Here is a 12,591-nt window from a genome sequence, read left to right as displayed (position 1 = left end):
GAACGAAAATAATGGAGAGGAAATGGGGATGACTGAGCTAAGGAGGAATACTAATCATATGCAAGGTCATCTGCAAGACCGTCGGGCTAATAGAGATCAGGCGATGCAACTGTCTCAAGGCGATTTTAAGTTTATTTGCCAGTTTGTTTATAACAATACCGGTATTGTGCTCAATGATAGTAAAAGGGAGATGTTATACCGACGATTAACTCGCATAATCAGGGAACGAAATCTTAATACTTTCTCTGAATATTGTCAGTTATTAAGAGACCAAGGTGAGCAAGAAAAAGATTATTTTATTAATTCTATAACCACTAATTTAACCAGTTTCTTTCGCGAAAATCATCACTTTGAATATCTAACCAATGAGGAGCTTCCGGCTTTGATGAAAAACAAAGCGGCGGGTGCGAGTGGTAAAAAGGTACTTAGAATTTGGTCCTCTGCAAGTTCCACCGGAGAAGAGCCGTACAGTATAGCCATTACGATACTTGAAGCGCTTAAAAATGAACTAGCTCGCTGGGATGTGAAAATTCTCGCCACTGACATCGATAGTAATGTTTTAGCGAAAGGTAAAGTAGGAATATATGATCTTAATCGTATTGAAGAAATTCCAAAAAAATTAAAACAAAACTATTTTTTTCAGGGGCGTGGGCAAAATAGCGAAAGTGTCAAAGTACATGACAAGCTAAAAAATATGATCACTTTTAAGCAGCTTAATTTATTACATGAATGGCCGATGCAAGGGCCCTTTGATGCTATTTTCTGCCGAAACGTCATTATCTATTTTGATAAAAAAACCCAGCAAGAATTATTCTCCCGTTATTATGAAATGCTTGCCCCAGGAGGTTTACTTTTTCTAGGACACAGTGAGAATTTAGGTAATTATCAACAGTATTTTAGTAGCGTGGGGAGAACCATTTTTAGAAAACCATAGGTATTCACCTAAAGCCAGTTTTAATAAGGAAGTTTTGTGCTACGTAATAATCATCCACAAATATCTGAATATATGGCGCTTTGCTTGCCGGAATTTATGCAGATTAATCATTATTGGGATAAACAACGAGATATGGTTGTTGCCAAAATTTTACCGGGTGAATTTTATATGACCACTGAAAATGTTGCTATAGCAACAACTCTGGGTTCATGTATTTCAGCGTGTATCTGGGATGAGAATAGCCGTATAGGAGGTATGAATCACTTTATGTTACCGATCACCAATAAAGAAGCACATGAAGTTAATTGGGGACAAAGAGACAAAACGGCAGATGCAACCCGTTATGGTAACTTTGCTATGGAACATCTCATTAATACTATTTTAAGGTCAGGTGGTTGTCGAAAAAATTTAAGAGCAAAGCTATTTGGTGGCGCAAAGGTGCTAAATCAAATGTCTGATGTTGGCCAGAAGAACATTGATTTTGCCTTGGCCTATTTAGATCAGGAAGAGATTGTCATTGAAAGTAGTGATATCGGGGATATTTACCCCAGAAAAGTCATTTTTGAACCTTATAGTGGCCGAGTACTTATTAAGCGACTGGATAACTTGCACAATGACACTATTATTCGCCGAGAAAGTAATTATCGCAGTGAAATTAATAAAAAAGAGGTTAGTGGTGATGTTGAACTTTTTTAGTGGTAACTGCAAAGGAGTAAAATTATATGGATATAATTAAAGTACTTATTGTTGATGACTCCGCGGTTATTCGCAACATCATCAAGGAAGCATTAAGCCACAGTTCAAATATTGTAGTTGTTGGCGAGGCTGAAGATGCCTTCGTGGCTAGAGATCTGATCAAAAAATTAAACCCAGATGTATTAACTTTAGATGTAGAAATGCCGAAAATGGATGGTATTACTTTTCTTATTAATTTGATGCGTTTGCGCCCTATGCCCGTCATTATGCTTTCCACACTTACCACTAAAGGGGCAGACATTACTTTACAAGCTCTTGAAATTGGCGCGGTAGATTTCATTGCTAAGCCAACGGTACAAGAGTTACTTGCCACCCAAGCCAGCTTTAGAGAAGTGTTAACGGAGAAAATAACTCAAGCAGTCACTATAGATCAAAAGAATTTTAAATTATCGGATACGTTAACAAGCAATAAAGTTGTTAAAGATAGCCAGAATATTTTATCTTTTAGTGGTAGCAAGCGTGCTAACCACCTTATTGCCATAGGCGCCTCTACAGGGGGAACCGAAGCGATTAAAAAACTTCTTGTTAGTTTACCCAGTAATTCTCCTGCCATTGTTATAACCCAACATATCCCTAAAACCTTTAGTTTACGTTTCGCCCAGCGCTTAAATGACAACTGCCAAGTTGAGGTGCATGAGGCAAGTCATGGCCAAAAAATTAAAGCGGGTCATGTATATATCGCCCCAGGAGATCAACATTTAGAAGTAGTGCATAAAAATGGTGCTTTGTTTTGTACTTTAAGTGATGGTGAAGAGGTTAATCGACATAAACCCGCTGTCGATGTGTTATTTGACTCTGTTTGTGAGTTCGCCGATAACGTACAAGCGGTCTTGTTAACTGGCATGGGGCAAGATGGTGCCCATGGCATGTTACGGCTAAAAGAGCTCGGTTCACGAACCATAATTCAAGATAAAAACTCAAGTCTTATCTGGGGCATGCCTGGCAGGGCCCATGCTATTTCTGCTTATACTATGCAGTCACCTTTACTTGAAATATCGAAACATTTGCTGAGATATGCAAGTTTAAGTAGAACAGAAATGCAAGACGTTTTAGCAAAAAATACTGTTAGGGACGTTTTATGATAAATATAAAAAATGGTTTGTATGCATCGTGCTTTTTATGCCTGCTGTCGCTGGCAAGTTACCTTATTATTGATGATAAAACCTTTTTTATTGTATTCCTATCTAGCTTACTGATTTTGTTGGTGTATTTAGCTGCTAAAATTAATCAGATAATCCGACAAGAAAGTATACCTAAAACTGGCCTGGGCATGTCTGTGGTTGATGAGGAACTTATCCATAGTGTCATTTTTGAATTACAACAATTTATTCACCAAGAAATAAATATCGTTGAACAAGAGTTAGAGCGGACCAAAGAAGTGGTTGCTGATGCGGTAATTGGCATATCGGATAGCTTTAAGCACCTGCAGAGTTTAAGTGAAGAGCAGCAATATATGATCAAAGCACTTATTTCTCATTCGGGCAGTGAAGAAGATGATAAAGGGGCAACATTAGAAAACTTTGTCATCGATTCAAATAAAACCTTAGACGACTTTGTTGGTGTCATTATTAATACCAGCAAACAAAGCCTTGAAACTATGACTTATACCGATGAGATGGTGTCACAATTTGAACGTATATTTAAGTTATTAGCGCAAGTTGAGGGCTTAGCCAGTCAAACCAATTTATTGGCCTTAAATGCAGCTATTGAAGCGGCAAGAGCGGGAGAGGCTGGCCGTGGCTTTGCCGTTGTTGCAAATGAAGTGCGCTCATTGTCTGTCGGCTCCACCGCGCTAAATGAGGATATTCGTACTGAAATAAATAAAGCCAAGGGCATCATTGCCAATCTACGTTCATCTGTTGAAGTAATGGCCTCTGCTGATATGACCTCAACCCTTGAAGCGAAAGAGCAAATGTCGGTCATGATGAGCCATGTGGAGGACGTTAACATTCAGACAGCAAAGAATGTTGAAGAGCTTGCTATTTTATCACCTAAGATTACTCAAGCCGTAAGCCTTGGCATTCGTTCGTTGCAATTTGAAGATATTACGAGGCAGTCACTAGAGTCCTTGCAAATGAATGTCAGCAGTATTCATGAAATCAGTGATGTCTTGGCAACGTTCAATAAAGACACCGATATAGACGTGCACCAACAATTACTTATGCTCAAATCGACTTGTCAAAATGTCTATCAAGCGACAAGAAAAGCAGATGAATCACGCAGTGTATTGCAGCTTAATATGGAAGAAGGCGAAGTAGATTTATTTTAACTTATTTATTTAACCTATGTAATTAACTAACTATAAGGAATGCTTTTATGACCGTTAGCAGTCGAATCTCAGGAGATGGAAAAGAACTTGTTATTGCAATTGATGATCGCTTTGATTTCTCATTGCACCAACTATTTCGTGATGCTTACAGCAGTATAACAACTCAAGATTTAAGCTATGTACTTGATTTAAGCAAAACAGAATATATGGACAGTTCAGCGTTAGGTATGATCTTATTACTTAAAGATCATGTGCAACTTTATGCGGGGCAATTAACGATTTCCAAGCCAAGCGACACGGTAAGGAAAATTCTAGAAATAGCACAATTTCAACGGTTAATGACGATTGAGTAGTTTATTATTTCCTTAAACAGACTAGGGACGAGCTATGCCTAGAATTCAAAAGATTGCTTTAGTTGTTGATGATTCAAAAATGCAATGTAAATTGCTATCGGTATTACTGAAAGAGGAAGATTATCAGGTAATTATTGCCAATGATGGCGCTAGTGGTGTGCAAATGTATATTGAACATCAACCTGACCTTGTCTTAATGGATATTAATATGCCCATTATGGATGGGTTTGAAGCAACTCGAAGAATAAAAAAACTTTCAGGGGAGGGCACACTCGCACCGCTTATTTTTATTACCAGTATGGATAGCGAACAAGCTTTTATCGATAGTGTTGATGCGGGCGGTGATAGTATTTTGGTACGGCCTTTTACCCCTAAGGTTTTTAAGGCAAAAATAAAGGCAATGCAAAGGATTAGTGATTTAGTTGACCAGGTAAAAGGCCTACAACTAGAGCAACAAAATGATGCTGAGCTGGCTGAAAAAATGATGTCAGGGGTGATTGAAGCAAGAAACTTTGCTTTAGATAAAATTGGTACTATTAAAAAGGCGGCCACTATTTTTAGTGGCGATATCCAGCTAACCGCTTTGTGCCCAAATGGGGACATTCATGTTTTACTTGGCGACTTTACTGGTCATGGCTTACGGGCATCAATTGGTGCTATTCCTGTGACTGATACGTTTAGAGCCATGACTAAAAAGGGCTTTTCCATATTAGATATTGTCGCGCAATTAAACCGACAAATGTTTACCTTACTTCCCGGTGATTTGTTTTTTGCCGCTTGTTTCGCCTGCATTTCAGAGCATGAAAAGTCGGCATATATATTTAATGCCGGTTTACCCGATGGTTACTTATTTGATGTTCAGGGGACCATCAAACAGCAATTTGTCTCCACACATCCGCCTTTAGGTATATTACCGCAATTATTAGCCGATGCTCAGGTCGAAGTGGTACAGGTAAAACCTAATGACCGATTAGTTTTTATTACTGATGGCATAGTAGAGGCGAGAAACCCTGCAGGTGACCTTTTTGATTTTCATCGTTTTGAACAAGCGGCTATTGCCGGCATCATTCAGAAGGATCTTGTTAATAATGTTTTGAGCAGCCTTGATGACTTTTGTGAAAATTGTGAGCAAGAAGATGATATTTCTTTAGTCGATGTTCCCTGTAGTGGCTGGCAACAAATAAAGGTGAGCAATAAAGTAACAATTCCTGAAGGTTTCACTGAAGAAGATAACTACTTTGCTTTAGCCGACAACTCATTACCTACTTGGTCATACCACTTACATTTAACGGGAGGGCTACTTAAAAAGGTTAACCCAATTCCGTTAGTTATGAATCAAATTAATGATTTAGAGGGCGCTGGCGAGCACTGGCAAAGTTTATATACTATATTAACAGAACTGTTTATCAATGCGCTTGACCACGGAGTGCTAGGATTAAACTCCTCGCTAAAAAATTCTGCAGAGGGTTTCAGTCAATATTTTAAAGAGCGAGCACACAGGCTAGATCTGTTGGCCAACGAGGATAACAAAGTATCTGAAGATTTTGTCGGTATAGCGCTAAAATATTTCCCGCTTGCACATGGCGGAAAGATGGTCATAAATATTAAAGATAGTGGTCAAGGTTTTGATATATTGGATGTTTTTAAAGATAACAGCATTGCCATGAATGACGGATTAAAGTTAAGTGGTCGTGGGGTAGAATTAGTAAATCAACTTTGTGACACCCTGGATTATCAAGAGCAAGGTACCTTAGTGACAGCCAGCTATATTTGGCACGATTAAGTAGCATAAAAGGAACTGTAAGATGGTGAAGCATAATTTATTAATTATTGATGATGATATTGACTACTTAAATTTATTGGCGGAAAGTTTAGAAGATTCTTTCGAGATAAAATGTGCCAGTAACCTCTTGGTTGCACAAGACTTACTAAAAGAAAATATCCATTTTGATATTGCTTTAGTTGATGAAAATATTGGCAGTGAGAAGGGATCTGATTGGATTAAATCGCAGCAAGGTAATGAAAACGCCCCTACTTCATTTGTACTATATTCCGGTACGGCAACGGAAGAGGCGGTACTTAAGGGGTTAGAGTGTGGTGCGGATGATTTTTTAGCAAAACCCTTTTCTTTATTAGCCCTTAATTCAAAGCTTGATAAGCTGATGGAGTATCAAGCTAAGATCCATGAGTTTGAAGATGAAATCCAATCAAAAAATAATGTTATAAATGTCTCAATGGCGCAAGCGTCAAAATATGGCAGCTGTATGCAATTGACCTCTAAACTCAATCACTGTTTTACTTATGAGAAAATTAGAGATGAGGTTTTTTCTTACTTTAATAGTATGGACTTGCATGGTTGTATTGCTTTTTATCCAATAAATGACAAACCTAGTTTCTATAGTGCACAAAAAGGTATTTGTTCACCCGTTGAAATTGAAGTTATGGAGCTGTTGAAGATTAAACCACGCCTTTATCGCTTTGGCTCAAGAACCATATTCAATCATACCTTGGTTTCCTTATTCATTCTTAATCTTGAAAATGGCACTGTTGATACGGATATATATATTGATGCCTTAGCCTCGGTAATAGAATGTATTGGCGCTAGAATTGCTTTCATTACCTATAAAAACTCACTGGTTAGTGTTCAAGAACAGATAAAGCAAGCGGTGAGTACCACTAAAAAAATGGTGGAAATATCTAAACATCATCAACAAGAAGTGATGAATGAAATAGTGCAAAAAATGGGTACTAGTTTCCATATTTTAGATATGACCCAAGACCAAGAAGATTACCTTACCGACTTAGTCCATGGTGCGCTTAAAAAACATAGTCAAGATGATATAAACTTTCTAGAGGTTACCCAGTTACTCGATCAAGCCTTAAATAGTGTTGATCAACTCCAGCAGTTAAATACGGAGAATGATCAAATTGATAATACTTATGACATTGATGATGAGGATGAACTATTTTGAACTCACAATCACACGATCTAACACACAAGGTATTAACGGGCATTGATGAGGCCTATTGGCAATGGGATCTTGTTAATGAAAGTATTTTCTATTCCGCTCAGTTAATGAAAATATTGGGCTATGAAGATAAAGAACAAATAGGAACAAGTGAAATATGGGAAAGACATCTAGACACTAATACCCTAAATAATGTGCATCTAAACATACAACAACACTTGAAAGGGGCAATTGACCGCATTGATATCACCATCGCGATTATAAACAATCAAGATGATAAATTATGGCTACATGCGGTTGGTAAAGTTGTTGAACGTATTGATGGTCGAGCTAGTTTGATGTTTGGCACTGTAAAAGATGTTACAGAAACAAAGAACATGATAGCGCAATTAAAAAAACAGAATGACAGGTTAAAGCTAGCCGAACGTATCAGTAATTCGGGTCATTGGCGCTTTGATATTAAGTCGCAAACACTTGATTGGTCTGCAGAAGTATTTCGTATTCACGGGCTCACTAATAAAGCCATCGTCCCAACTTTTGAGCAAGCAGTTGATGTACTTTTAGCTAAGGATAGACCCAAATTTCGCACCAGTTTTCACAATGCTATTCACCAACAACAGCCTTTTTATCTCAAAACAGCTTTGAAGCAACCGTCTGGAAAAAAAGTTAAGGTTGAAGTGATTGCTGAAGTAGAGCGTGATAGTAATGGCATTGCACTTGCCGTTTTTGGCGTTTATAAAGACATTACTCGTAGTGAAGAAATATTTGAAAAGTTGAAGCTCTTAGCTATGGTCAACTTTACAATAAAAGTACCTATTTTCTTTATAGATGATAATGATAATGTCGTTTATCAGGATATATCACCTCACCACGACGGGATCAGTGCGGTACTGTTTAATTATATAAACTTTAGCATTACTGAATATATGGAGTTTAAAAAACTCGCCAAAGTACAAGGTCAAATAAAAGAAAACAATGTTAGCTTTGACAAATACACCACGGTTTTTGATTTATCTGTTACTTATGAGGCAGAGGAAGGCATTTATATTTGGATAGTTGAAAATGTGACCGATAAGTTTCGTAAAGAGCAGCAACAAGTGATCTCTAATCGTTTAGCTTTGTTAGGTAATACCTTTGGTAATGTCTCTCATGATATTAATAATGTCTTAGGTGTGGCGCTTGGTGCTATTGAAATGTTAGAGATAAAATTTTCTCGTGGAGAACAAGACATTTCGTCGTATATCGACAGAGTCAAAAATGCCATAGATAAAGGTAAAGATGTCACTGAGCGTTTATTGGCCTTTACCCGTAAACCAACCGTTAAGGTAGTAAGCTTTGATCCCATTCAAGATATTTTCGATAATCAGTATTTATTTAAGCAACTATTGCTAAGTACTATTAAGATCACTTTTAATTTTCAACCAATGCATTGTTTAATTACCTTCCCCCAAGGTGAGTTTATTAATATTTTATTAAATTTAGTGCTTAATGCTCAAGATGCAATTCAAGAAAAAGGTCTTAGTGGCCAAATCGAAATATCGGCAAACTTAATGGATAACAACAGGTTAGAAATTCACGTTAAAGATAGCGGAATAGGTATTGAAAAAGTAAATTTAACTAAGATATTTGATCCATTTTATAGCTCTAAGTCTGTCAATAAAGGCAATGGTATTGGTCTGGCAAATGTATATAGCACCATGTATAAACACAATGGTTTGATTCAAGTGGAAGGAAGTAGTGATCTTGGTGGTGCTCATTTCACTCTGGTGTTCAAATGCAAAGTCTTGAGAGAAAAATATTTGGCTCGTGAGTCTAAGTTAACTTCGCTACGTTATCAAAATACCAATATATTAGTGCTTGATGATGAAGTTAGTATTGCTGAATTTGTTGCATTATTCCTTGATAGTAAAGGGGCAAAGGTTGCCGTTGCCAATAATAAAAAAGAATTGATAGAACAAATCAATTCGGGTATTAACTTTGAGATATTTATTACCGATATGATTTTACCTGACTTATCAGGTAAAGAAGCGGTTAACTTGGTGATGGAAAAATTCCCAGATATTAATGTATTCTCTATTAGTGGCTACATTGCCATCGAAGATAGAAGTTGGGATTACCCTGTACTTAGAAAGCCTTTTAATTCTAAGGAATTAGCTGAATTTCTCGCTATTTAATAGAAAGTAGTAATAAGCTTCTATGTGTACTTTATGAAACATAGATAATAGTTTTTTTGTAGCCAGGTGAATGCTAAATGATTTTAGAGAAAGAATATAGAATACTGGTTGTTGATGATGCTAAAGATACTCAGTTGCTCTTAGAGTTTGATCTTGGTGCTGCCGGTTATCAGGTTACAAGCTGTGATAGTGGTGAAGAGTCATTGGTTCTTTTAGACACTTTAGCAATAGACCTTATTTTACTCGATATGTATATGCCAGGCCTCTCTGGGTTAGAAACGCTCACAAAAATTAAAGTTCAAGTAAAAAGTGCTCAAATTCCGGTAATTATGTTATCAGCCTCAACAGATGAAGACGAAGTCGTTGCATCTTTGGAGCTAGGCGCAGGGGATTATGTTATTAAACCTTATGTTGCTAAAGTGCTACTTGCTCGCATTAGGACAGCCATAAGATTAAAAGAAAAGACCGCTCAACTGGAATACTTAGCTAAAACTGATTTTCTTACCAGCATGAATAATCGCGGTAGTTTTTTTGAACTAAGCAGCAATGCCATAAGCTTAGCTAATAGAGCAGAGCAGCCATTAGTTGTAGCAATGTTTGATATTGATTTATTCAAACAAGTTAATGATAATTTCGGTCATGATGCAGGCGATCAAGTATTACGTGTGTTTGGTCAAAATATGACCGAGGTGTTTCGAGATTATGATATTGTTGGCCGAATTGGCGGTGAAGAATTTGCTGTCTGTTTACCTAACACCGGTAGTGGCGATGCTTATATTGCTTGCGAGAGATTACGGCAACAAGTTGAGCAGCAGAGTATCAACATAACAAACACAGATAGTAAAAATATAAAAATAAATATTACGGTGAGTGTTGGTTTAGTTCTAGCGGACGATGATAATTTAACAATTGATGAATTATTAAAACAAGCGGACAGTGCGTTATATTTTGCCAAAGAAAATGGCCGTAACCAAGTGGTCGATGTGGGTACTCTTATTCACCTTGTTGAAGCCGAAGTAGAAAGTGACCTTATTAGAGCCAGCTTAATCGCTACAGATAATATATTATCTATAGCTGATAGTAATGCTATTGTGGTGAATTATGATGGTATTGATTTTGATATTGGTGTTAACAATGTATTAGGGGATAAGGACCTATTTAAAGAGATTTTAGTGATGTTTTATCAAGATCATCATCTTGATGGACAGAAGTTACAAAGTGCAATACAAAAGCAAGATATTGAGACCGCTAAGCATATTGCACATACATTAAAGGGCGTTGCTTGCTCTGTTGGTGCAATGGATTTATTTGAAGCCACTAAAGCACTTGATATCGCCATAAATGATGATCAGCAAGATGATTTTGTTGGTTTATTTTCCCTGCTTTCCCCTGAGCTCAATCGAGTGATGAAAGGGATAGAGTTACACTTGGATGTTAGCTAGGTTTTAACTAAGCATTCACTAAGCATTAACTTGGTAATAACTAGAGTGGCGCTAGTCGTCTATTGCCAAGGTAATGTTGGTTGTAGGTACTGTAATACAGCAACAAGCTAATCTTAATAGCTTATTTTCACGGGTATCAGAAGAGCTTAGCAGATTGAAGAAAGAAATAGCATTACCCTGATTGTTAGTTAGATGTTAATCATCTATTACCAAGGTAATGTCGGTTACGGGAATACAGCAGCAAGGTAAAATTTCATTTTCACCAACAAACGCTAAAGGCTCTCCTTGAGGGTAGTTAATTTCACCTTCAACTAGTGTGACTCGACAAGCACCACAAAACCCATCCCGGCAATGATAATGTACTTCGATATCGGCAGACTCTAAACAGTCGAGTAAAGTTTCTTCGTTATTTTCAAAAGGAACAACTTTACCCTGAACCATAATTTTAGGCTGCAATTTGATGGTGTCCTTCACGTTTTGAGTGGCATTCCTTACTTTCATACGTATTTAACTAGCCTAAATTAAGGCTAGTATCACCATCAACTTATCACTATAAATCAAAACCGTCAAAATCATCAGCATCAACAGATGAATCAACTTGACCAACTAAATAGCTCGATATTTCAGTCTCTTGAGGTGCAACCTGAACATTATCACTAACCAGGTAAGCATTCATCCAAGGTAACGGGTTACTCTTTATGTCGAAAGGTGCATCATAGCCAATGGCCGTTAAGCGCTGATTTGAAATATACTCGATATATTGATTTAATATTTCAGCATTTAGACCAATCATTGAGCCATCTTTAAATAAATATTGCGCCCATTCCTTTTCTTGCTCAACAACATCTAAGAAAATTTGTAAGCCTTCATCTCGCATCTCTGCACTCACAATTTTCATTTCAGGATCATCTTTTCCTGATTTCCAATTATTTAGAATATGTTGAGTACCGGTCAAGTGCAGTGCTTCATCGCGGGCTATCAGTTTAATTATTTTGGCATTACCTTCAAGTAACTCACGCTCGGCAAAAGCAAATGAACAGGCAAAGCTGACGTAGAACCGGATAGCTTCTAAGGCATTTACCGAGCATACTGCTAGGAATAAACGTTCTTTAAGCTTTCTAGTGCTGACTTCAATGGTTTTGCCCTCAACTTCATAGCTACCTTCACCCTGAGATTGCAATAATTGTGTGGTCAGAATGACATCATCAAAATACTTAGCAATACTTGTTGCACGTTTTAAAATAGCGGGGTTAACGATTATGTCATCGAATACTTCACCAGGGTTGGTGAATAAGTTACGTAAAATATGGGTATATGAGCGAGAATGAATTGTTTCACTAAAGGCCCAAGTTTCTACCCAAGTTTCTACTTCGGGTAAAGACACTAGCGGCAAAAACACCGCGTTAACAGAACGTGCGGCCATTGAATCTAATAAGGTTTGATATTTTAAATTAGAAATAAAAATATGCTTTTCAGAGTCAGTTAGACTCTGCCAGTCTGCTCTGTCTTTAGATACATCAACTTCTTCAGGGCGCCAAAAAAATGAAAGTTGTTTTTCAATTAATTTCTCAAAAGCAATATAACGTTGTTGATCATAGCGAGATATATTGACGTTATTGCCTAAAAACATTGGCTCTAATAAAGCATTATTTGGAGTTTGGTTAAACGTGGTATACGTCATGAATCTTATTCCT

The 12,591-nt window shown here is 37.2% G+C and carries 11 protein-coding genes; 9 read left to right on the top strand and 2 right to left on the bottom strand.

Annotation, left to right across the window (positions count from 1 at the left end; translation table 11 throughout):
* The first annotated feature begins 28 nt into the window (after positions 1-28).
* The 9 genes from HRT55_RS17150 (at position 29) to HRT55_RS17110 (ending at position 10,897) form a co-directional block, all read left to right on the top strand.
* On the top strand, positions 29-934 hold the full coding sequence (locus HRT55_RS17150) for a protein-glutamate O-methyltransferase CheR (RefSeq protein WP_367241223.1): 906 nt from the start codon (positions 29-31) through the stop codon (positions 932-934).
* 36 nt (positions 935-970) lie between these two features.
* On the top strand, positions 971-1,630 hold the full coding sequence (gene cheD, locus HRT55_RS17145) for a chemoreceptor glutamine deamidase CheD (protein ID WP_291623167.1): 660 nt from the start codon (positions 971-973) through the stop codon (positions 1,628-1,630).
* A 26-nt stretch (positions 1,631-1,656) separates the two neighbouring features.
* A complete protein-coding gene (locus HRT55_RS17140) occupies positions 1,657-2,772 on the top strand; it encodes a chemotaxis response regulator protein-glutamate methylesterase (protein ID WP_291623166.1) in 1,116 nt (371 codons plus the stop codon).
* Positions 2,769-3,959, top strand: a complete 1,191-nt coding sequence (locus HRT55_RS17135) for a methyl-accepting chemotaxis protein (protein WP_291623164.1) — start codon at positions 2,769-2,771, stop codon at positions 3,957-3,959. Before HRT55_RS17140 ends, HRT55_RS17135 begins: the two co-directional genes overlap by 4 nt.
* Positions 3,960-4,006: 47 nt before the next feature.
* Entirely contained in the window at positions 4,007-4,312 is a 306-nt protein-coding gene (locus HRT55_RS17130) for an STAS domain-containing protein (protein ID WP_291623161.1), read from the top strand.
* Between the two features lie 34 nt (positions 4,313-4,346).
* Positions 4,347-6,095, top strand: a complete 1,749-nt coding sequence (locus HRT55_RS17125) for a SpoIIE family protein phosphatase (RefSeq protein ID WP_291623159.1) — start codon at positions 4,347-4,349, stop codon at positions 6,093-6,095.
* A gap of 22 nt (positions 6,096-6,117) precedes the next feature.
* The gene (locus HRT55_RS17120; RefSeq protein WP_291623157.1) at positions 6,118-7,284 is read left to right on the top strand and encodes a response regulator; all 1,167 of its coding nucleotides are present in this window, start codon (positions 6,118-6,120) and stop codon (positions 7,282-7,284) included.
* Positions 7,281-9,455 (top strand): ATP-binding protein, encoded by a 2,175-nt coding sequence (locus HRT55_RS17115; RefSeq protein ID WP_291623156.1) that lies wholly within the window; start codon positions 7,281-7,283, stop codon positions 9,453-9,455. Before HRT55_RS17120 ends, HRT55_RS17115 begins: the two co-directional genes overlap by 4 nt.
* A gap of 77 nt (positions 9,456-9,532) precedes the next feature.
* Positions 9,533-10,897 carry a diguanylate cyclase gene (locus tag HRT55_RS17110; protein WP_291623155.1) on the top strand — a complete coding sequence of 455 codons (1,365 nt, stop codon included), beginning with the start codon at positions 9,533-9,535 and terminating at the stop codon, positions 10,895-10,897.
* A 195-nt stretch (positions 10,898-11,092) separates the two neighbouring features.
* Here HRT55_RS17110 and yfaE read toward each other — a convergent pair whose 3' ends face one another.
* Together yfaE and nrdB are read right to left on the bottom strand one after the other, a co-directional pair.
* On the bottom strand, positions 11,093-11,338 hold the full coding sequence (yfaE, locus tag HRT55_RS17105; RefSeq protein WP_291623413.1) for a class I ribonucleotide reductase maintenance protein YfaE: 246 nt from the start codon (positions 11,336-11,338) through the stop codon (positions 11,093-11,095).
* Positions 11,339-11,447: 109 nt separating this feature from the next.
* Entirely contained in the window at positions 11,448-12,578 is a 1,131-nt protein-coding gene (nrdB, locus tag HRT55_RS17100) for a class Ia ribonucleoside-diphosphate reductase subunit beta (RefSeq protein ID WP_291614688.1), read from the bottom strand.
* Positions 12,579-12,591 lie beyond the last annotated feature (13 nt).

It is taken from the genome of Colwellia sp. (genome assembly GCF_013214175.1).
GTDB lineage: Bacteria > Pseudomonadota > Gammaproteobacteria > Enterobacterales > Alteromonadaceae > Colwellia.
This window is presented reverse-complemented; position numbering and strand designations above follow the sequence as displayed.

Bases quoted from the DNA above. Each gene is read 5' to 3' on its own strand.
- HRT55_RS17150 (WP_367241223.1), top strand. From the start codon at position 29: ATGACTGAGCTAAGGAGGAATACTAATCATATGCAAGGTCATCTGCAA.
- HRT55_RS17140 (WP_291623166.1), top strand. From the start codon at position 1,657: ATGGATATAATTAAAGTACTTATTGTTGATGACTCCGCGGTTATTCGC.
- HRT55_RS17135 (WP_291623164.1), top strand. From the start codon at position 2,769: ATGATAAATATAAAAAATGGTTTGTATGCATCGTGCTTTTTATGCCTG.
- HRT55_RS17130 (WP_291623161.1), top strand. From the start codon at position 4,007: ATGACCGTTAGCAGTCGAATCTCAGGAGATGGAAAAGAACTTGTTATT.
- HRT55_RS17125 (WP_291623159.1), top strand. From the start codon at position 4,347: ATGCCTAGAATTCAAAAGATTGCTTTAGTTGTTGATGATTCAAAAATG.
- HRT55_RS17120 (WP_291623157.1), top strand. From the start codon at position 6,118: ATGGTGAAGCATAATTTATTAATTATTGATGATGATATTGACTACTTA.
- HRT55_RS17110 (WP_291623155.1), top strand. From the start codon at position 9,533: ATGATTTTAGAGAAAGAATATAGAATACTGGTTGTTGATGATGCTAAA.
- yfaE (WP_291623413.1), bottom strand. From the start codon at position 11,338: ATGGTTCAGGGTAAAGTTGTTCCTTTTGAAAATAACGAAGAAACTTTA.
- nrdB (WP_291614688.1), bottom strand. From the start codon at position 12,578: ATGACGTATACCACGTTTAACCAAACTCCAAATAATGCTTTATTAGAG.